Here is a 19,882-nt window from a genome sequence, read left to right as displayed (position 1 = left end):
CTGCTAGACGCCTAAATCCCTGAAGACCTGCTGCGCCTCGCGGACTGCGTGGTTGGCGGCGGGGATTCCGGCATAGGCTGCGCAGTGCATCAGGATTTCCTTGATCTCGTCTTTGGTAATGCCGTTGTTGAGTGCGCCTCGCAAATGCAGGCGGAACTCGTCCCAGTGGCCCAGCGAAAGCGTGACACTGAGCACGACCACGGACCGCATCTTGCGGTCAAGCCCCGGCCGCTGCCAAGGGTCGCCCCAGGCGGTGCGGACGATATAGTCCTGAAATTCACGGGTGAAATCGTCGATGCGCGCCACCGCGGCATCCACATAGGCATCGCCCAGCACGGCGCGCCGGGTCTGCATTCCCTTTTCATACCGTTCTTTGTCATCCATCAGCGCGATTTCCGTCCCGATTTCTTCTTGGCTGCCTTCTTCACAGCTTTCTTTGCCACTGTCTTAGCTGCTTTTTTCTTGGCTGCTTTTTTCGAGGCCTTCTTAGTGGCCGTCCCGATTTTCTTCTTCACGGCTGTTTTCGTGCCAGATTTTTTCTTGGCAGATTTTTTAGCCGCTTTGCTCGCCGTCTTCTTCACGCTCTTTTGGGACGCCGTTTTTTTTGCGGCTGCCTTCTGAGCGTTCTTCTTGCCGCTTTTCTTGGCAGCAGATTGACCAGTTTTTGCGGTGGATTTCTCGACCGGTTTCGGCGCGGCGGTTTTCGCGCTCGGGGCCTCTGCCGGTTTGGCGGCGGCCTTCGTTTCGTTTTTGCTTTTTTGCTTGGTCTTTTCTTTGGGTTTGGCGGGCGCGGTCGTTTCGGTTGGCGCCGATTTGTGGTCCGCCGCGCTCAGGAAGGACAGGATCGCCCGATTGAAACTGTTGGAGGCCTCGATATTCGACAGATGGGCGGCTTCGAGGGCCAGCAGGCGCGAGCCCTTGATGTGATCGGCGATCAGGCCGCCCATGGTCGGCGGGGTGGCCGGATCATGGGTGCCAACGATGACGAGCACCGGATTGGTGATGGCGCGGATGCTCTCGCGCTGGTCCATGTCGCGGATCGCGGCGGCGCAGGCGGCATAGCCTTCCGGCGACGTCGCCCGGAACATCTGGGCAACACGCTCGACCGCCTGGGGGGAACGTTCCTGGAATTCACGGGTGAACCAGCGGTCCATCGTCGCAGCCGTCAGGGCTGCGAGCCCTTCGGATTTGGCCGTGCGGATGCGGGCATTCCACAGATCCGGACCGCCGAGATAGGCGCCTGTGTTGGCGAGCACGGCGCGGCCGATCCGCTGCGGCGCGTGGGTGAGCAGCCACATGCCCACCATGCCGCCCATTGAGAGGCCGATATAATGGGCCTGTTTGACGTTGAGCGCGTCGAGGATGGCCAGGGCGTCCTGCGACAATTGCTCTATCGTATAAGGACCTTCGTCGGCGACACTCTGCCCGTGGCCGCGCGAATCGTAGCGGATGACGCGGAAACGCTGTTTCAGCGCGTCCATCTGATCATCCCACATATGCAGATTGGTGCCGAGCGAATTGGACATCAGCACGGCGGGCGCGCCGTCGGCGCCTTCGACTACGACGTTGAACTCCCCTGTACCGACCTGCATCCGCGCCATTGGCCATGCCCCTATTCTGTCGTGGCGTCAAAAATCGCTTCTGTTATCGGTTGTTATGCCGGCATAGCGTCCCTGATCGCCGGGCGCAACTATTGATCAGGGCGTCAAAACTGGTAGACCCGCGGGGGGAAACGGCTGGACTTTGCCGTCCGGTCCGCGGGATAAACCGCCTGCGCAAGCGAGGACAAGACAATGGCGATGACGATGAAGGGGGAGGTCACCCTCCCCGCGAGCAAGCAGACTGTTTGGGAAAAGCTCAATGATCCGGCGGTGCTGAAGGAATGCATCCCGGGCTGCCAGGCCCTCGAGAAAACCAGCGACACCTCGTTTTCGGCGACCGCGAAAATCAAGGTCGGCCCCGTCAGCGCCACCTTCAAAGGCAATGTGGAACTCACCGATCTCGACCCGCCGAACGGCTATAAGATCAGCGGCCAGGGCGAGGGCGGCGTCGCCGGTTTCGCCAAGGGTGGCGCGCGCGTGGCGCTGACCGACGCCCCCGGCGGCGGCACGATCCTGGGATATGACGTGGAGGCCAATGTGGGCGGCAAGCTCGCCCAACTCGGCGGGCGGCTGATCGACGGTGTCGCCAAGAAGAACGCCGATTCCTTTTTCGCCAAATTCGCCGAGGTCGTGGCCCGCGGCTAAATTCCCCGTCCCGTCAGTCCATTGGCCGTCTTGACCGCAGCGGGCTGGCGGAACAGAGTATTTGGAATTATTCGCAATATCAGGGGCGCACCGGGGGTGCGCCGGGGTTAGTCGCAATAATGAGGGCGCACCAGGGGTGTGCCCTGCCGGGCGTGCCGCCGGTTCGTGTTTTCAGGAGGAAAGAATGCCAAAGGTTTCCATGACGGTGAACGGCAAGGCCGTATCCGGCAACGTCGATTCCCGCACGCTGCTGGTGCAGTTCCTGCGCGAAACCCTGCGTCTCACGGGTACCCATGTCGGCTGCGACACCAGCCAGTGCGGCTGCTGCGTCGTCCACGTCAACGGATCGGCGATCAAGTCCTGCACCACGCTGGCGCTGTCGCATGAGGGTTCCACCGTGACGACGATCGAGGGCCTCGCCCAGGACGGCAAGCTGCACCCGATGCAGGAAGCTTTCCGCGAAAATCACGGCCTGCAATGTGGTTTCTGTACGCCGGGCATGATCATGACCGCCGTCGACATCGTCCATCGCAAGGGCAATAAGCTCGACGAACAGACCATCCGGCACGAGCTCGAAGGCAATATCTGCCGTTGCACCGGCTATCACAACATCGTCAAAGCGGTGGCCGCCGGCGCCGAAGCCATGGCGAAGTAAGAACGGCCGAAACGGCAGGGAGGGAGTACGGACCGGCGCTGTGCGCGCCGATCCGCGGAACGATCGACCGGGACAGGATATGCCGCCCCGGTCGGGCATCAGCACTTCGTTTCCGGGAGCCAGCCAATGAGTGCAACGGGTATCGGAGCCTCCGTCCGCCGCAAGGAGGACCTGCGTTTCATCACCGGTCGTGGTCAGTATACCGACGACGTCAACCGGCCGGGGCAGGGCTATGCGTTCTTCGTGCGCTCGCCGCACGCCCATGCGAACATCCGCAAGATCGACAGCAACGCGGCGGCGAAAATGCCGGGCGTGCTGGCCATCCTGACCGGTGACGATATCGCCGCCGACAAGGTCGGCGGGCTCATCTGCGGCTGGATGATCCACTCCAAGGACGGTTCGCCGATGAAGGCGGGCGCCCATCCCGCGCTCGCCCAGGGCAAGGTGCGCTATGTCGGCGACCATGTCGCCGTGGTCATCGCCGAGAGCCTGGCGGAAGCCCGCGACGCGGCCGAAAAGGTCGAGGTCGATTACGAGGTGCTGCCGGCGGTCGTCGATATGAATGCCGCCACCAAGAAGGGCGCGCCGGTCATTCATGACGTGGCCGATAACAATACCGTCTACAACTGGCATCTCGGCGACAAGGCGGCGACGGACGCCGCCTTCGCCAAGGCCAAACACGTCACCAAGCTCGACATCGTCAACAACCGGCTCGTGCCCAATCCGATGGAAACGCGCGCCGCCGTCGGCGACTACGAGCCGGGCACCGAATCCTTCACGCTCTATACGACGAGCCAGAATCCGCATGTGGCGCGGCTCGTCATTTCCGCTTTCATTGGCGTGGCGCCGGAGAACAAGCTGCGCGTCATCGCGCCTGACGTCGGCGGCGGTTTCGGCTCGAAGATTTTCATCTATGCGGAAGAAGTGGTCTGCGTCTGGGCGGCGAAGAAAGTCGGCCGGCCGGTGAAATGGACCGCCGATCGTACCGAGGCTTTCCTCTGCGATGCGCACGGCCGTGATCATCTGACCCATGCGGAACTCGCCATTGACGAGAGCGGCCGCATTACCGGCCTGCGCGTGCACACGCTCGCCAATCTCGGCGCTTATCTGTCGACCTTCTCGTCGTCGGTGCCGACCTATCTCTATGCGCCGCTGCTATCGGGCCAATACGACATTCCCGCCATCTATGCGGAGGTCGACGGCATCTACACCAATACGGCACCGGTCGATGCCTATCGCGGTGCCGGCCGTCCGGAAGCGACCTATGTGGTCGAGCGATTGGTTGAAGTCGCGGCGCGCGAAACCCACGTCGATCCGGCGAAATTCCGCCAGAAGAATTTCATCACCAAATTCCCGCATCAGACGCCGGTGATCATGGCCTATGACGCGGGCAATTATGACGCCTCGCTGCAGAAGGCGATGGAGATGGCCGATTACAAAAACATCGGCAAGCGCAAGGCCGAGTCCGAACGGCACGGCAAGCTGCGGGGCATCGGCATTTCCGCTTACATCGAAGCCTGCGGCATCGCGCCGTCGGCGGCTGTCGGTTCGCTCGGTGCCGGCGTTGGCCTTTGGGAATCCGCCGAAGTGCGCGTCAACCCGATCGGCACCGTGGAAATTCTCACCGGCTCGCACTCGCACGGCCAGGGCCACGAGACGACCTTCGCACAGTTGGTCTCCGATCGCTTGGGCATCCCGCTCGATGCGGTGTCGATCGTCCACGGCGATACCGACAAAGTGCAGATGGGCATGGGCACCTATGGCTCGCGCTCGGGCGCCGTCGGCATGAGCGCCATCGTCAAGGCGCTCGAGAAGATCGAGGCGAAGGCCAAGAAAGTCGCGGGCTTCTGCATGGAAGCTTCCGAGAAGGACATCGAGTTCAAGGACGGCAAGTTCACCGTGCGCGGCACCGACAAGTCGATGGACTTCGGCGCCGTCGCCTTGCAGGCCTATATCGCCCACAAGTTCAACGGTCAGGAATTGGAGCCGGGCCTGAAGGAAAGCGCCTTCTGGGATCCGACTAATTTCACCTTTCCGGCCGGCGTGCATATCTGCGAAGTCGAGATCGACCCCGAGACGGGCATCACCCATATCGAGCGTTGGAGCGCGGTCGACGACTTCGGCAATGTCATCAATCCGATGATCGTCGAGGGTCAGGTGCATGGCGGCATTGCCCAAGGCATCGGCCAGGCGATGTGCGAAAACGCCGTCTACGATGCCAAGGGCCAGCTCGTCACCGCGAGCTTCATGGACTATTGCATGCCGCGCGCCGACGATCTGCCCTCCTATCAGGTCGGCATGACGCAGACGCCATGCCCGTCCAACCCGCTGGGGATCAAGGGCTGCGGTGAGGCGGGTGCGATCGCCGCGCCGCCGGCGCTGATCAATGCCATCACCGATGCCCTGGGCACTGAAAACGTGCCCATGCCGGCGACGCCGCAGGCGGTCTGGCGGTTGGCGCAAAAATCGATTACCCGAAAGGCTGCGCAATAGGCGGCCCGAACTTGCCGCGCCGAAAGGCCGGCCCACCCTTCAAGGGAGACGAGTATGTACGCATTCAACTACAGCCGGGCTGAAACCGGACGCAAAGCGGTCAACCTGATCAGCAAGAACGAGGATGCCAAATTCCTCGCCGGCGGGCAGACCTTGCTGCCGACGATGAAGCAGCGGCTGGCTTCGCCTGGCGCGCTGATCGATCTGTCGGGTGCCGCCGACCTCAAGGGCATCGAGATGAAGGGCCGCAATCTGGTCATCGGCGCGATGACGCGGCATTTCGATGTGGCCACTTCGGAGCTGGTCAAGGAAAAGATCCCGGCGCTTGCCGATCTCGCCGGCATGATCGGCGATCCGGCGGTGCGCAATCGCGGCACGATGGGTGGCTCGGTCGCCAACAACGATCCGGCGGCGGATTATCCGTCCGCCTGTCTGGCGCTGAACGCGACCATCATCACCAACAAGCGCAAGATCCCGGCCGATGAATTCTTCACCGGTCTGTTCGAGACGGCGCTGGAAGAGGGCGAGCTGATCACCAAGATCTCGTTCCCGGTCCCCAACAAGGCGGCCTACGAGAAGTTCCGCAATCCGGCCTCGCGCTATGCCATCGTCGGCGTCTTCGTCGCCAAGAAAGGCAAGGATGTGCGCGTGGCGGTGACGGGTGCGGGCTCGAACGGCGTGTTCCGTCCGTCCAATTTCGAGGCGGCGCTGACGGCGAAGTTCCATGTGAAGTCGCTGGAAGGCGTCAGCGCCAAGGCCGAAGGGCTCAATTCCGACATTCATGCCGATGCGGCCTATCGCGCCCATTTGATCGGCGTGATGGCGCGTCGCGCCGTCGCCAAGGCGAACGCGAAATAAGGGATGGATCGGCCGCCCCCGGGGCGCTAAATTAAGACACGTGCGATGGCCGGGCCTGTCCCGGCCATCGGCATTTCCACAAGCCCGTTTCTCGCCGTGCCCCACGGCGCACTCGTTAAGACACCATCAGCAAGACGCCATGGCCAAATCAGCGAAAACCACCGCGCGTGACCCGCGCCAACTTCCCGCTTCGATCGATGACACGCTCGCGCTTCTCACCGGGGCCGATTATGTTTCCGACCGGTCCTTGGCGACGGTGCTGTTTCTGTCGCTGAAAATGGGCCGGCCCTTGTTCCTCGAAGGAGAGGCTGGCGTCGGCAAGACCGAGATCGCCAAAGTGCTGGCATCTTCACTCGGCCGCCGGCTGATCCGCCTGCAATGCTACGAGGGGCTCGATATCGCCTCGGCGGTCTATGAATGGAATTACGCGGCGCAGATGATGGCGATCCGCCTGGCGGAAGCTTCCGGCGAGACCGATCGGGCGCGGCTCGAGGGTGACGTGTTCTCCGAGCGCTATCTGGTCAAGCGGCCGCTGTTGCAGGCTTTGGAGCCGGCCGCCGAAGGCCCGCCCGTCTTGCTGATCGACGAACTCGATCGCACCGATGAGGCTTTCGAAGCGTTCCTGCTCGAAGTGCTGTCGGACTTTCAGATCACCATTCCCGAACTCGGCACGGTGAAGGCGGAAGCGCCTCCCATCGTCGTCATCACCTCGAACCGCACGCGCGAAATCCATGACGCGCTGAAGCGGCGCTGTCTCTATCACTGGGTCGGCTATCCCGATGCCGAACGCGAGTTGAAGATCGTGCGCGCGAAAGTGCCTGATGCACCGGCGAAACTGAGCAAGGAAATCGTCGGCTTCGTGCAGCACCTGCGCAAGCAGGATCTGTTCAAACAGCCAGGCGTTGCCGAAACCCTCGATTGGGCGAGCGCTCTGTCGGAACTCGATACGACGGCGCTTGACCCCCGCGTGGTCAACGACACCCTCGGCGTGCTGCTGAAATACCAGGACGATATCGAGAAAATGGGCGGCCAGACCGAGCAGCTTCTGGCCGACATGCGCACGGAAATGCGGGTTTAGCCGATCTCTTAAGGTTGAGTTTCCGGCTTTTTCGCCCTGTGCCGAAGCGCACACCGAGGCCGTCCCTGCCATGCGATGTCACGCCATCACATGGTTTTGGAGGGTTTCATGCGTTTCTCTCGCTCGATCATCGCTGCCGCTCTTGTCGTCGCTGGCTTCGCCGCTCCGGCTTTCGCCCAGGACGAGTCATCCGCTTCTTTTTTCCGCAATGACGCGCGGGTGCGTGTTGCCGCCCTTGGCGAACAACTGGCGCTCGGCCGCGAAACGCCGCGTACGACCCGCGAAGTCATGGCCGATCCCACGGGTGCGCGGCCGGGCACGATCACGGTCGATACGGAAAACCGCTATCTTTACCTGTCGCTCGCCGACGGCCGGGCCCTGCGCTACGGCATCGGCGTTGGCCGCCCGGGCTTCGAGTGGAAGGGCGCGGCCCATGTCGGCCGCAAGGCGGAATGGCCGTCATGGGTGCCGCCTGCAGCCATGCTCAAGCGTCGCCCCGACCTGCCGAAATTCATGGAAGGCGGCATCGACAATCCGCTCGGCGCCCGCGCCATGTATCTCTACAGCGGCAAGCGCGACCTGATGTACCGGATCCACGGCACCAATGAGCCCTCGACCATCGGTCAGGCGGTCTCCTCGGGCTGTATCCGGATGCTCAACGAGGACGTGACCGACCTCTACAGCCGCATTTCGGTGGGGGCCTCGGTGGTCGTGCTCTGACCCTGACTTTTCCGGTCAACTTGTGGACATGGCCCGGCCCGCGCCGGGCCTTTGCCGTTTTAACGCCATTTCCGCTTGCCAGGAGCGCTTCCCGCTTCTTAAAACCTCGGCGGAGAGCCAAATGACCGCAGCGCCAAACCAAGCCATCACCGCCGCCATCCTCGTCATCGGCGACGAAATCCTGTCCGGCCGGACCAAGGATGCCAATATCGGCTATATCGCCGATTACATGACCCTGATCGGGGTCGACCTCAAGGAAGTCCGGGTCGTGCCGGATGAAGAGGCCGAGATCGTCGCCGCGGTCAATGCGCTGCGCACGCGCTACACCTATCTCTTCACCACGGGCGGCATCGGTCCGACCCATGACGACATCACCGCCGACAGCGTCGCCAAGGCCTTTGGCGTGCCGATCGATGTCGATCAGCGCGCCGTCGATATGCTGCTGACGCGGCTCAAGCGCGAGGATTTGAACGAGGCGCGGCTGCGCATGTGCCGCATTCCGCAAGGCGCGGAACTGGTCGCCAATGCGGTGTCGGCGGCGCCGGGCTTTCGCATGGGCAATGTCTTCGTGATGGCTGGCGTGCCGCGCATCATGCAGGCGATGCTCGACGTCATCGGACCGACCTTGCAGACCGGCGCCAAAATGCTGTCGGAGACTTTGGAAGCGGGACTGCCCGAGGGCGCTTATGGCTCGGCGCTCGGCGAGATCCAGAAGCGCTTTCCGCAGACGTCCATCGGCTCCTATCCGCATTTCAACACGTCGGGTGGCGGCTTCAGCAACCAGATCGTCGTGCGCAGCAAGGATCCGGCCCTTCTGGCCGAGGCGGTTGCCGCCGTGCGGCTGATGATTGAAGAATTGAAAGCCGCGCGCGGCCTTTAGGATATCGACGATGAGCGAAGCACAAAAAGCCTTTCCTGTATCCTGGGATCAGTTTCATCGCGATGCGCGGGCGCTGGCTTGGCGGCTGAACGGTGCTGGCCCGTTCGATGCCATCGTCTGCGTCACCCGCGGCGGATTGGTGCCGGCGGCCGTGGTGGCGCGCGAGCTGAACATTCGCACCATCGAGACGGTCTGCATCTCAAGCTATTCGCACGAGAACAAGCAGGGCTCGTTGCAAGTCATCAAATCCATCGCCAAGGAAGTTGTTGGTGATGCGGAAGGTGCGCGCGTGCTTGTCATCGACGATCTGGTCGATACGGGCGCCACCGCGAAACTGGTGCGCGACATGCTGCCGAAAGCGCATTTCGCCACGGTTTATGCCAAGCCGCAGGGCCGGCCGATGGTCGACACCTTCATCACCGAAGTGTCGCAGGACACCTGGATTTTCTTCCCTTGGGATACGGGCCTCGCGTTCCAGCCGCCGATCAACAAGGTAGGGGCTTAAACGCTTCCATTATTGCAACGACGGCTTAGGCAGTCGCTTCATTCCAGCTTGATGTTCGCCGCCTTGACGATGGCGCCATATTTCTCGATTTCGCTGGCGAGAAAGCTTTTGAACGCCGCCGGTGTGTCGCCATTCACCGCCTGAACGCTGAGGTCGGCGAGGCGCGCGCGCATGGCCGGATCGGCGAGCAGGCTGTTGGTCTCGCGGTTGAGGCGTTCGACGATCGCGGGATCAGTGCGCGCCGGCGCGAACAGGCCGAACCAGGTCGAGACATCGACCTTCTTCAGATCGGGATGATCGGCCATTGGTTTCAATTCCGGCGTCAACGGCGATGCTTCCCTGCTGGTGATGCCGAAGGACTTGATTTGATCCGAACGCAGCGGCGGTAAAGCCGTCACCAATGTCAGGACGGCAAGATCGATATGGCCGGCGGCGAGATCGGTGATGACCTGGCTGCCGACGCGATAGGGCAGGTGCGTCATCGGCGCCTTGCCTTCGAGGCTGATCAATTCACCGGCGAGATGTAGCGACGAGCCGACGCCCGAGGTGGCGAAACTATATTTGCCGGGATTGGCGCGCAGCAGTTTCAGAAGTTCGTCGGTCGTCGACGCTGGAAAATCCTTGCGCGCCAGAACGGCGATGGGTGAGGTGCCGATGAGGGCGACCGGCTGGAAGTCGTTCAGCCCGTCATATTGCACGACATTCGGCTGGATCAGTTTGGCGATCGCCATCGTGCTTTCGACGCCGATGAGGATCGTATAGCCGTCAGGCTCGGCGCGCGCCGCGCGCTGGGTGCCGATGAGGCCGCCGGCGCCGGAGACATTCTCGATGAGGATGCTCTGGCCGAGTTTCTCGCTGAGTTTCTGGCCGATGAGCCGGCCAACCACATCGGCGCTGCCGCCGGCACCGAAGGGCACGATCATGGTGATCGGCCGTGCCGGCCAATTCTGCGCGGAAACAGGCTGGACGAAAGCGGCAGCGAGGCTGAGAGCGGCGAAAAGAGATTTGAACGGCACGGAGAATCCTTCGCAGTCCAAGCGCACCTGAGGTGCGCCGCGGCAGACATCCCGAAAGGCTAGCAGCGCGGTTGCGGTCAGACAACCATGCCGCTTTCCGCGGCATTTTGCCTGCTGTCGTGGCCTATCGCCTTGCCCTGACGGCGCATCGGCGATAAGCGTTGCGGCGCGCGGACGTGGCGAAACTGGTAGACGCAAGGGACTTAAAATCCCTCGGGTTTTCCCGTGCGGGTTCGATCCCCGCCGTCCGCACCATTTTTCCGATCAAAACCTGCCGTTGGACCGGTATCGAGGCTTGAGGGGGCGCCCAAGCCGCCGGTGCAATCTGCTAACAGACGCGGACATTCGGCAAACTCATCGGTGATGCGGGCCAGGCCGTTCTGAGTTAGCTAACATCCATAGCCAGCGGCGGACTGAGCGAACTGGATCGTAGGCCTAAGCACGTGAGCGGCAATTCAACGAGCGCAGGCTTACGATTCATTCGCAATCTCGATCTTGAATCCAGTGCGTCTTTAAGGTGGAGCCCTCGTCGTAAGGCGCTTCTCATCAGAGCACTGCTTCTGAACACTCTCTCTTTGAAGGATGCGGAGACACTCTACCATGTCAGCGCGGAAGAAATACGCGAATGGAGCGAGAGGTACGCCGAGAGCGGATTGGATGGCTTGAAAGCCTACTCCATCGCCTCGCCGGGAAAACGCCGCCGTCGTCAACCGAAGCGGCGACTCTGGCTGCCTAGGTTAAATGTCGATATCTAGTTCACCATGATGTTTATGCGTGCAGTTGCCAGTGAATGCGTCTGGCGTTGGAAAGGCCTTGCCAAGACCAATGCAAAGCCGGTTGGCGATACGCAAGGGGCAGCGCGGGGGCTCGTCGTCGCCGTTGCGATATCGCTGCTGTCCGCCTCATGCGCTCCCCACGATCCGCCAAAGAGCACTGTCGGTGACGGTCGATATGGCGACGAGCCGTTTGTCGTTCGTATTGTCGACCGCGCTCGATTTGAAGAGCGATACCGCCCGGCGGAAGTTGAAAACACCACGGGAGAAGGAGCGGGAACGGTCGTTGTGGACACGCAACAGAAGCAGCTCTTTCTGGTTGTCGATCGCAATCGCGCGCTTCGCTATGGGGTTGCCGTTGGGGCCGCCGGAAAATCTTGGCAGGGAACGGCAACTGTCGGCCGTAAAGCCAAATGGCCGCGTTGGTATCCGACCGACGAAATGAGACAGGGAGCGCCCGGCCTTCCTGCGACGATCGCCACTTCAGAAGATGTTTCCCAATCGCAGAATTTCGTTGTCAGCCGCGCAGCAGACGCTATCGGCTGTCCTCTCGCTTTCATGAATGGCAAAGTGAAGTGCCGCTTCCTTATTGACGAACAATCCTCCAATTAGACATTCGCTATCGCAAACGATCCAGTGTCCTTCCGCGTCGCGGCCGACCGTAAAGCGATCGCGTCGCGAGGGAGGGCGGGCTTCTTCTTGAGATTGGATTTCCATAACCTGTACCTTTCTTTGCTTTCTATTCGACGAATTCTTTTAACCAAGGATCGCGGCCATTCCCGTGATCGCCACGATCACGCCGCAGAGGCGCAGCAGAATGCCCAACTGACCAGGCGCGAAAATCGCATGGCCTAGTGAATGCAAGGGATGGAGCGTGCGGACGAGCCTGGCATTCGTCGGATGGGCATGAGCGAAGAGGTCTCTACTCGGATGCTTGAGCATGTTTGTTCACTCCACCAAGCGTGGTGTCGAGGCCGCCACACATTGCGATCGTCGATGAATGCGAGCGCTCACCATGACCGTTCATCATCTAGCGGCGAACGCATATTCTTTCGATGGGAAGCGGGGAGCGTAAAAATAGGATTGTCAGAAATGCGCTCCGAACGTTGCATAAGCGGGCGGCTATAAGCGTTTTTTTATTTGACTTGCGCCCGAAAGACTCGTTGCTGGCGAGATCAGGAGTGTGCGACATGCAAACCACTCATCTTGAAGACCTCGCTTTGGCTCTGTCTGCCAATCGCAGGATCGGACGCATTTCGGATTTGCCGTTGGACGATATCCAGTCGGAAGCAGAAGCCCAAGCGATTCAAGCCGCTGCCCTTGACGAATATGACGAGGACTTCGTCGGTTATACTTTGGTCGGCACCAGTCCGGTCTGTCAGCGGATGCTGGGCGTGCGGCGGCCCATCTATGCACCGCTTCCGAGCAAGGCTTACCATATCGACGGCAATCGCATGGTCCTGCCCCAGGGCATGATCGGTGCGCAATGCGAACTGGCCTTTGCCATCGGCGCGACGCTTCAGGGGGAAGGCGCCGCAATCAATCGAGACGCGATTTCAGCGGCTGTCGTGACCTGCTGGCCGACGATTGGCCTGCTCGGCCGCCGCACACGGCCCGCGTCAAATCCCGAACTTGCTACCATCGCCGATTTCGGGCTTCACGTCGCAACCATCTGTGGTCCCATGTCGATGGATTTCGACCGTGACGCTTTGGATCAGGTGCAAATGATCGCGCGTATCGACGGCAAGCGGATGATCTCCGCGAGGGGCGATGCCGTGCTCGGCCACCCGCTTGAGGCTGTCGCTTGGTTGGCGCGCGAACTCGCGCGGCAGGACAGGCGGATCAGTGCCGGCGACATCGTCGCCACAGGGTCCTTCGGTCCGATTCTGCAGGTGCTTCCGGGCCAACGGCTCACGGTAGAGTTTGCGGGAATTGGCGAGGTTTCGTGCCGGTTTGATTGAAGACGCCCGCCAGACCGAGCGGGCTGTCGGCATCGATGAGCTTGGACAGAGCGGCTTCTATGGCCAGAGCTGTATGAGCGGAGACGGGGATGAGCGGCAGGCGCGCCTGCGGACTCATGCCGCGCAGCAAATGCAAGGCGAATTTGATAGGCGCCGGGCTGGGCTCGAGATCAAGCGCGGCGATGAGAGGGCGGATCCGGCTTTCGATGGACTTGGCGCGTTCCATGTCGCCCACACGGCAGGCCGTTTGCATCTCGACAATCGTTTTGGGCGCGATATTGGCGATGGCGGAAATGGCGCCCCGACCGCCCAACAAGCTGAATCCCAGGGATGTCGCGTCATGACCGGACAATTGGATGAAGCGATCGCCGAGAAGGTGAGACACGGCAAAAGGCCGCGATAGATCGCCGGTCGTATCGGCTATGCCGATGACCGTCGGCAGGCTTGCGAGACGTTTCAGGGTTTCAAGCGACAGGTCGATGCCCGATCGCGAAGGTACGTTTTGGATGATGATCGGTATATCGACGGTTCGGGCGACGGCTTCGAAATGCCGAAAAAGCCCCTCCTGGTTCGGCCGATTGTAATAGGGCGTGGTCAGGAGAACAGCGTCGGCGCCCAGAGATTTCGCCGTTGCCGTTAGGTCGATTGTCGACTGGGTGTTGTTCGTGCCTGTGCCGGCGACAATAGGCCGACGGCCGGCGGAGATTTCTATGCATCGTCGAATGACGGCGATGTGTTCCTCGCACGACAGAGTGGGCACTTCACCGGCGGTCCCGCAGGGGACCAATCCCTGGATGCCTTCGCCGATCTGCCATTCGATCATCGCTTCCAGTACGGTGTGATCGATCATGCCATTCTTGAAAGGTGTAATGAGTTCGGTGAATACGCCGTTGATACGCGCCCGTTCATCGTTCTCGAACCTCATCTGGTGGTCCTCACTGCGAACAGAAGATTTCTTCATTTCTGATGCTGTCGATGTTGGAGGGTAAATCGCGCCGATTAAGCCATAAGGCCACTGGCCATTTTCAGCGCGAGAGCGGAAAGCGCGAGCCACAAGGCCTCATCCCAATAGTTGAAATGATGCGACAAAAATCTCTGGCCATCCTTGAGCGCATAAACGATGGCGAAAAATGAATAGAGCCCGACCCATACCGCCATCGATCTGGGATAGTTCTCGGCATGACCAATGAACGCGAGAAGCGCGGATATGCTGATCTTAAGGAAGAAGCGTCCAATGGTTGCCTTGGACAGATGATCCAGATCGGTCATCGTCGCTATGCCTTAATACTTTCGGCCGATGAGGTGTTCATCTCTACCGGACCGCCTTGATTGAACAAGGAGCGGGTTTGTCCCGCGTCAGGATCATGCGGACGAATGTCCCGGTCCATTTTGATTGACCGCAACAGGGGATGCCGCGCTGATTCAACAATTCGGCGATCTCCTTGGGATCGCTGGTGCGATGAGCGATGTAGTGCCGGATGACGGGAACGACCGCGCCGACAAAAGCATCGAAAATCTCGCGATTGATCCGATCGGCGTCGTGAGGAGATACATGCACAATCACCGTTTGAACTCTTGCTGTGCGGCTCTGGTTTGCTGCTGCTGCCATACGGCAATGCGATATATAAAATCGAGGTGATATGGCCGGTCGTTATATAAGGACCCGCCCAGTGATCCCGGTTTCTTGATGGCGCCGGGCACGTATCGCGGAAAAACATGCCTGCAAGACGCCGAACGGCTACATTTGCGCCTCTAAATTAAATATATAATATCAATATCTTAGACATAAGCGGCGAGCCGTCTTTATAAGATTCCTATAACGTCGTCGCGTCGATCATCTGGAAAACATATGGGCGAAGTGGCACCTCAGCCGCGCCTTTGATCAGAACTTTCCATCGCGAATGCGCGAGCCTGAGTGTCGCGATCCCTGGCTGAACGAGTGTTGCTAGGAGCATCTCATGTTGGACGCCGTCATGTTGATCCTCGGCCTGGGCTTCTTTGCCCTGGCAGTGGGCTATGCCTACGCGTGCGAATGGCTTTGATCGGAGAGTGATCATGATCATTGATTACGTACTCGCGGCAATCATCTCCATCGGACTCTTGGTCTATCTGACCTATGCGTTGCTGCGGCCCGAACGCTTTTAATGCGCGAAATCTGAGCGATCGATTTTTCGGGCGAAATCTCCCAATACCTGAAGGCGCACGACCATGACCGCGATTGGCTGGATTCAAATATTGTTGTACTGCGCGATCATCATCGCGTTGGTGAAGCCGCTTGGCGCCTATATGACGAAAGTCTTCAATGGCGAGCGCACCTTCCTTTCCCCAGTTCTACGACCTGTCGAGGTTGGATTGTATTGGATAAGTGGGGTCGATGAGAAACGTGAGCAGCATTGGCTGGTCTATGCGGTCTCCATGCTGCTGCTTCAGGTCGTCGGCTTTCTCGCGCTTTATGCATTGCTGCGCCTCCAGGCGGGCTTGCCGTTCAATCCAGCCGAACAATCGGCCGTCGCGCCGGATCTGGCGTTCAATACTGCCGTCAGCTTCGTCACCAATACCAATTGGCAGAGCTACGGCGGCGAGACGACGGTCTCCTATCTCACACAGATGCTGGGCCTGACTGTACAGAATTTTCTCTCCGCGGCGACGGGCGTTGCCATCGCCATGGCCCTCGTTCGTGGTTTCGCGCGTTCATCGGTGCGGACCGTCGGCAATTTCTGGGTCGATCTTACCCGCTGCACGCTCTATGTCCTGCTGCCGATCTGCGTGGTGGGCACCGTGGCGCTCGTCTGGCTGGGCGTGCCGCAAAATCTCTCCGCCTACACCGAAGCGACCACGCTCGAAGGTGCCAAGCAGGTCATCGCCCAGGGGCCGGTGGCCTCGCAGATGATGATCAAGCATCTGGGAACCAATGGCGGCGGTTTCTTCAACGCCAATGCCGCGCATCCGTTTGAGAATCCGACGGCCATCACCAATTTCATCCACATGATCTCGATCTTCGCGATCGGTGCGGCGTTGACTAATGTCTTTGGCCGGATGGTCGGCAACCAGCGCCAGGGCTGGGCGATCTTCGCTGTGATGGGCGTGCTGTTCCTGACTGGCGTCATCGTCACCTATTGGGCTGAGGCTTCCGGCACCACCGGCCTGCATGCGCTGGGCCTGACCGGCGGCAATATGGAAGGCAAGGAAGTCCGCTTCGGCATTGTCGCCTCGGCGTTGTTCGCCGTCATCACCACGGCCGCCTCCTGCGGTGCCGTCAACGCCATGCACGATTCGTTCACGGCGCTGGGTGGCATGATTCCGCTGATCAACATCCAGCTCGGTGAATTGATCATCGGTGGCGTCGGTGCGGGTCTTTACGGCATGCTGTTGTTCGTCGTCCTGTCCATCTTCGTCGCCGGCTTGATGGTCGGTCGCACGCCGGAATATGTCGGCAAGAAAATCGAAGCGCGCGAAGTTAAGATGGCGATGCTGGCCATTCTGATCCTGCCGTTGATGTATCTGGGCTGGACCGCCGTGGCTGTCGTCATGCCGTCTGCGGTGGCCTCGATGGCGAACGCCGGACCGCATGGGTTTTCGGAGGTCCTGTATGCGTTCACCTCGGCGACGGGCAACAATGGATCGGCGTTTGGCGGTCTTTCCGCGAATACGATGTTCTATAACCTGACGCTAGCCTGCTCGATGCTCGTTGGACGCTTCTTCATGATCGTGCCGGCCATGGCTCTTGCAGGGGCGTTGGCACAGAAGAAATCTATACCGCCGTCGGCCGGTACTCTGCCGACCACAGGCGGCCTGTTCGTCGGTCTTGTCGTAGGCGTCATCGTGATCGTCGGCGGCCTGACGTTTTTCCCGGCGCTGGCGCTTGGACCGATCGTCGAACATCTCGCAATGACCGCCAACACCTTGTTCTGATCGATCCCTTTCGGAGTATCCTCCATGGAAACGTTGAAACTACAAAAGAAGACGGGATCGGCCATGTTCGATCGGAAGATCGTCATTCCCGCGATCTGTTCGGCTTTCGTGAAACTCGATCCGAGAATCATGATCAAGAACCCGGTGATGTTCGTCGTCGAGGTGGTTGCCTTTCTTGCGACCGTCATCTTCGTGCGCATCCTGCTGATGGGGGGCGGCGACGTCGGCTTCACCTTCCAGATCATCCTGTGGCTCTGGTTCACGGTGCTGTTCGCCAATTTTGCCGAAGCCGTCGCCGAGGGGCGAGGCAAGGCGCAGGCCGAATCCCTGAAGAGAACCCGCACGGAAAGCCAGGCCAAACTGTTGACTGGAGCCGATGGCACCTACCGGCTGGTGCCCGGCACGAGCCTTAAGGTCGGTGACGTTGTGCTCGTCGAGGCGGGCGACAACATTCCCTCCGACGGTGAGGTCATCGAAGGCGTTGCTTCGGTCAATGAGGCAGCGATCACAGGTGAATCGGCCCCGGTGATCCGTGAATCCGGTGGCGATCGTTCCGCCGTGACTGGCGGCACGCAGGTGCTGTCGGATTGGATACGGGTGCGCATCACAGCAGCGCAAGGCTCGACCTTCATCGATCGGATGATCAAGCTCGTCGAGGGCGCGGAGCGCCAGAAGACGCCGAACGAGATCGCGTTGAATATTCTGCTCGCCGGCCTGACCATTATCTTCATCTTCGCGACGGTGACCATTCCGAGCTATGCCGCTTACGCTGGCGGCAATGTCTCGGTGATCGTTCTCGTCGCTCTGTTCGTGACCCTGATCCCGACGACGATCGGTGCTCTCTTGTCGGCCATCGGCATTGCCGGCATGGATCGGCTCGTCCGCTTCAACGTGCTGGCGATGTCGGGTCGCGCGGTCGAGGCCGCCGGCGACGTCGATACGCTGCTGCTCGACAAGACGGGCACGATCACGCTCGGCAATCGCCAGGCGACGACGTTTCGTCCGCTGCATGGGGTGACCGAATTGCAGCTCGCCGACGCCGCGCAATTGGCCTCGCTGGCCGACGAGACGCCGGAAGGCCGTTCCATCGTGGTTCTGGCCAAGGACAGCTACGGCATTCGCAGTCGCGATATGGCGGAACTGGGCGCCACTTTCATTCCCTTCACCGCGCAAACCCGCATGAGCGGCGTCGATGTCGGTGGTGGGTCCATCCGTAAGGGCGCTGTCGATGCCATCCTCAGCTATGTCAGCGGCGGGGCCGCGGCCGTGGCCTCGGGAAATACGGTGCGGGTCATTACGCCTGCGTCCAATTCCGAAGCGGCGCGGGAAATTCAGGCCATTGCCGATGACATTGCAAAATCCGGAGGTACGCCTCTCGCCGTGGCGCGGGACGGCAAGCTGCTGGGCGTCATTGAGTTGAAGGATATCGTCAAAGGCGGCATTCGCGAGCGTTTCGCCGAGCTGCGCCGCATGGGCATCCGCACGGTGATGATCACCGGCGACAATCCGATGACGGCCGCGGCCATCGCGGCGGAAGCCGGCGTCGACGATTTCCTTGCGCAGGCCACGCCGGAGGACAAGCTGAAACTCATTCGGGATGAGCAGGCCAAGGGCAAGCTCGTTGCGATGTGCGGCGACGGCACCAATGACGCTCCGGCCCTGGCGCAAGCCGACGTCGGTGTGGCGATGAACACGGGCACTCAGGCGGCGCGCGAAGCCGGCAACATGGTCGATCTGGACTCCAATCCGACCAAGCTGATTGAGGTCGTGGAGATCGGTAAGCAGCTTCTGATGACGCGCGGCGCCCTCACCACATTCTCGATCGCGAACGATGTGGCGAAGTATTTCGCGATCATTCCCGCCATCTTCCTGGCGTTCTATCCGCAGCTTCAGGCGCTCAATATCATGCAGCTTTCGAGCCCGCAGAGCGCGATCCTGTCCGCGATCATCTTCAATGCGCTCGTTATCATTGCGCTTATCCCGCTGGCCTTGAAAGGCGTGGCTTATCGGCCGATCGGCGCTGGCGCGCTGTTGAGCCGCAACCTGCTGATCTACGGCTTAGGCGGGATCATCATTCCGTTCATCGGCATTAAGGCCATCGATCTGGTCGTCACCGCCCTGCATCTGGCCTGAGGAGAACAGTCATGTTAAAGGAAATCCGTCCGGCGATTATGCTGATGATCGTCCTCTCCGTCATTACCGGCCTGGCCTATCCGCTCGCCATGACGGGCATTGCCGGCCTGTTCTTTCCGAACCAGGCTGGTGGAAGCCTGATCGAGAAGGATGGCAAGGTCATTGGCTCCTCCTTGATCGGCCAGGAATTCACAGGCGATCAATATTTCCATGGCCGGCCGTCGGCGACGAGCGCGCCCGATCCCAGCGATTCAACAAAGACGGTGTCCGCTCCCTACAACGCGGCGAATTCGTCCGGATCGAATCTGGGACCGACCAGCAAGGCTCTCAACGATCGGATCAAGGAGGACGTCGAGAAGCTGAAGGCGGAGAATCCCTCAGCGCCGGTCCCGATCGATCTGGTGACCGCGAGCGGTAGCGGCCTCGATCCGCATATCTCTCCGGAAGCGGCGCTGTTTCAGGTTCCGCGCGTTGCGAAGGCTCGTAAAATGTCGGAAGATAGCGTCCGCAAACTGGTCACCGACCGGATAGAAGGACGTCAGGCCGGAATATTCGGCGAGCCGCGCGTGAATGTTTTGGCTCTCAATATGGCGCTCGATCGGGCTTCGGCGAACTGAGGCAGTCGCCTTGCCGGCATGAGCGATAGAATGTC

The 19,882-nt window shown here is 60.6% G+C and carries 22 protein-coding genes and 1 tRNA gene; 16 read left to right on the top strand and 7 right to left on the bottom strand.

Annotated elements, in window-relative coordinates; translation table 11 throughout:
- Positions 1-3: 3 nt before the first annotated feature.
- Both OIM99_RS23665 and pcaD read right to left on the bottom strand, forming a co-directional pair.
- Positions 4-384: a carboxymuconolactone decarboxylase family protein gene (locus OIM99_RS23665; protein WP_311852941.1), complete on the bottom strand. Its 381-nt coding sequence runs from the start codon at positions 382-384 to the stop codon at positions 4-6.
- Positions 384-1,526, bottom strand: a complete 1,143-nt coding sequence (gene pcaD, locus OIM99_RS23660; RefSeq protein ID WP_311853162.1) for a 3-oxoadipate enol-lactonase — start codon at positions 1,524-1,526, stop codon at positions 384-386. The genes OIM99_RS23665 and pcaD overlap by 1 nt, the downstream gene beginning before the upstream one ends.
- A 267-nt stretch (positions 1,527-1,793) precedes the next feature.
- Here pcaD and OIM99_RS23655 point away from each other — a divergent pair, with 267 nt between their 5' ends.
- From OIM99_RS23655 to gpt, 8 genes are all read left to right on the top strand, one after another.
- Positions 1,794-2,246, top strand: a complete 453-nt coding sequence (locus OIM99_RS23655) for a CoxG family protein (RefSeq protein WP_311852940.1) — start codon at positions 1,794-1,796, stop codon at positions 2,244-2,246.
- Positions 2,247-2,430: 184 nt separating this feature from the next.
- On the top strand, positions 2,431-2,901 hold the full coding sequence (locus OIM99_RS23650) for a (2Fe-2S)-binding protein (protein ID WP_311852939.1): 471 nt from the start codon (positions 2,431-2,433) through the stop codon (positions 2,899-2,901).
- Positions 2,902-3,027: 126 nt separating this feature from the next.
- Entirely contained in the window at positions 3,028-5,394 is a 2,367-nt protein-coding gene (locus tag OIM99_RS23645; RefSeq protein WP_311852938.1) for a xanthine dehydrogenase family protein molybdopterin-binding subunit, read from the top strand.
- A gap of 54 nt (positions 5,395-5,448) precedes the next feature.
- Positions 5,449-6,252 carry a xanthine dehydrogenase family protein subunit M gene (locus OIM99_RS23640; protein ID WP_311852937.1) on the top strand — a complete coding sequence of 268 codons (804 nt, stop codon included), beginning with the start codon at positions 5,449-5,451 and terminating at the stop codon, positions 6,250-6,252.
- A 139-nt stretch (positions 6,253-6,391) separates the two neighbouring features.
- The gene (locus OIM99_RS23635) at positions 6,392-7,330 is read left to right on the top strand and encodes a MoxR family ATPase (RefSeq protein WP_311852936.1); all 939 of its coding nucleotides are present in this window, start codon (positions 6,392-6,394) and stop codon (positions 7,328-7,330) included.
- A gap of 108 nt (positions 7,331-7,438) precedes the next feature.
- Positions 7,439-8,050, top strand: a complete 612-nt coding sequence (locus OIM99_RS23630; protein WP_311852935.1) for a L,D-transpeptidase — start codon at positions 7,439-7,441, stop codon at positions 8,048-8,050.
- Between the two features lie 121 nt (positions 8,051-8,171).
- Entirely contained in the window at positions 8,172-8,930 is a 759-nt protein-coding gene (locus OIM99_RS23625; RefSeq protein ID WP_311852934.1) for a molybdopterin-binding protein, read from the top strand.
- Positions 8,931-8,940: 10 nt separating this feature from the next.
- Positions 8,941-9,435 (top strand): xanthine phosphoribosyltransferase, encoded by a 495-nt coding sequence (gpt, locus tag OIM99_RS23620; protein ID WP_311852933.1) that lies wholly within the window; start codon positions 8,941-8,943, stop codon positions 9,433-9,435.
- Between the two features lie 38 nt (positions 9,436-9,473).
- Here the strand turns inward: gpt and OIM99_RS23615 are convergent, their stop codons facing one another.
- The gene (locus OIM99_RS23615; protein WP_311852932.1) at positions 9,474-10,451 is read right to left on the bottom strand and encodes a tripartite tricarboxylate transporter substrate binding protein; all 978 of its coding nucleotides are present in this window, start codon (positions 10,449-10,451) and stop codon (positions 9,474-9,476) included.
- 170 nt (positions 10,452-10,621) lie between these two features.
- Here OIM99_RS23615 and OIM99_RS23610 point away from each other — a divergent pair.
- The 3 genes from OIM99_RS23610 to OIM99_RS23605 all read left to right on the top strand — a co-directional run bounded on the left by OIM99_RS23610 (position 10,622) and on the right by OIM99_RS23605 (position 11,836).
- Positions 10,622-10,706 (top strand) — tRNA-Leu (locus OIM99_RS23610).
- Positions 10,707-10,894: 188 nt separating this feature from the next.
- Complete coding sequence (locus OIM99_RS27900; protein WP_409371555.1) at positions 10,895-11,206, top strand: DUF1153 domain-containing protein; 312 nt, start codon at positions 10,895-10,897, stop codon at positions 11,204-11,206.
- Positions 11,207-11,221: 15 nt separating this feature from the next.
- Positions 11,222-11,836: a L,D-transpeptidase family protein gene (locus OIM99_RS23605; RefSeq protein ID WP_311853161.1), complete on the top strand. Its 615-nt coding sequence runs from the start codon at positions 11,222-11,224 to the stop codon at positions 11,834-11,836.
- A gap of 144 nt (positions 11,837-11,980) precedes the next feature.
- Here OIM99_RS23605 and OIM99_RS23600 read toward each other — a convergent pair whose 3' ends face one another.
- On the bottom strand, positions 11,981-12,166 hold the full coding sequence (locus OIM99_RS23600) for a hypothetical protein (RefSeq protein ID WP_311852931.1): 186 nt from the start codon (positions 12,164-12,166) through the stop codon (positions 11,981-11,983).
- 326 nt (positions 12,167-12,492) lie between these two features.
- On the opposite strand from OIM99_RS23600, the gene OIM99_RS23595 reads away from it, so the two are divergent.
- A complete protein-coding gene (locus OIM99_RS23595) occupies positions 12,493-13,185 on the top strand; it encodes a fumarylacetoacetate hydrolase family protein (protein WP_311852930.1) in 693 nt (230 codons plus the stop codon).
- Here the strand turns inward: OIM99_RS23595 and dapA are convergent.
- From dapA to OIM99_RS23580, 3 genes are all read right to left on the bottom strand, one after another.
- Positions 13,136-14,110, bottom strand: a complete 975-nt coding sequence (gene dapA, locus OIM99_RS23590) for a 4-hydroxy-tetrahydrodipicolinate synthase (RefSeq protein WP_311852929.1) — start codon at positions 14,108-14,110, stop codon at positions 13,136-13,138. The two genes, OIM99_RS23595 and dapA, sit on opposite strands and share 50 nt — an antisense overlap.
- A 74-nt stretch (positions 14,111-14,184) precedes the next feature.
- The gene (locus OIM99_RS23585) at positions 14,185-14,454 is read right to left on the bottom strand and encodes a hypothetical protein (protein ID WP_311852928.1); all 270 of its coding nucleotides are present in this window, start codon (positions 14,452-14,454) and stop codon (positions 14,185-14,187) included.
- A gap of 43 nt (positions 14,455-14,497) precedes the next feature.
- On the bottom strand, positions 14,498-14,794 hold the full coding sequence (locus OIM99_RS23580; protein WP_311852927.1) for a hypothetical protein: 297 nt from the start codon (positions 14,792-14,794) through the stop codon (positions 14,498-14,500).
- Between the two features lie 446 nt (positions 14,795-15,240).
- Between OIM99_RS23580 and OIM99_RS23575 the strand changes: the two genes are divergently transcribed.
- The 4 genes from OIM99_RS23575 to OIM99_RS23560 all read left to right on the top strand — a co-directional run bounded on the left by OIM99_RS23575 (position 15,241) and on the right by OIM99_RS23560 (position 19,847).
- Positions 15,241-15,330 carry a K(+)-transporting ATPase subunit F gene (locus OIM99_RS23575; RefSeq protein ID WP_311852926.1) on the top strand — a complete coding sequence of 30 codons (90 nt, stop codon included), beginning with the start codon at positions 15,241-15,243 and terminating at the stop codon, positions 15,328-15,330.
- A gap of 63 nt (positions 15,331-15,393) precedes the next feature.
- Positions 15,394-17,097 (top strand): potassium-transporting ATPase subunit KdpA, encoded by a 1,704-nt coding sequence (gene kdpA, locus OIM99_RS23570; protein WP_311852925.1) that lies wholly within the window; start codon positions 15,394-15,396, stop codon positions 17,095-17,097.
- Positions 17,098-17,121: 24 nt separating this feature from the next.
- Positions 17,122-19,230 carry a potassium-transporting ATPase subunit KdpB gene (gene kdpB, locus OIM99_RS23565; RefSeq protein WP_311852924.1) on the top strand — a complete coding sequence of 703 codons (2,109 nt, stop codon included), beginning with the start codon at positions 17,122-17,124 and terminating at the stop codon, positions 19,228-19,230.
- An 11-nt stretch (positions 19,231-19,241) separates the two neighbouring features.
- Positions 19,242-19,847, top strand: coding sequence for a K(+)-transporting ATPase subunit C (locus OIM99_RS23560; protein ID WP_311852923.1), 606 nt, complete (start codon positions 19,242-19,244; stop codon positions 19,845-19,847).
- Positions 19,848-19,882 lie beyond the last annotated feature (35 nt).

Origin of the sequence: Methylocella sp. CPCC 101449 (genome assembly GCF_031921685.1) — a bacterium.
Lineage (GTDB): Bacteria > Pseudomonadota > Alphaproteobacteria > Rhizobiales > Beijerinckiaceae > Terripilifer.
Note: the sequence above shows the minus strand (reverse complement) of the source record. Positions and strands in the feature narration are given on the sequence as shown.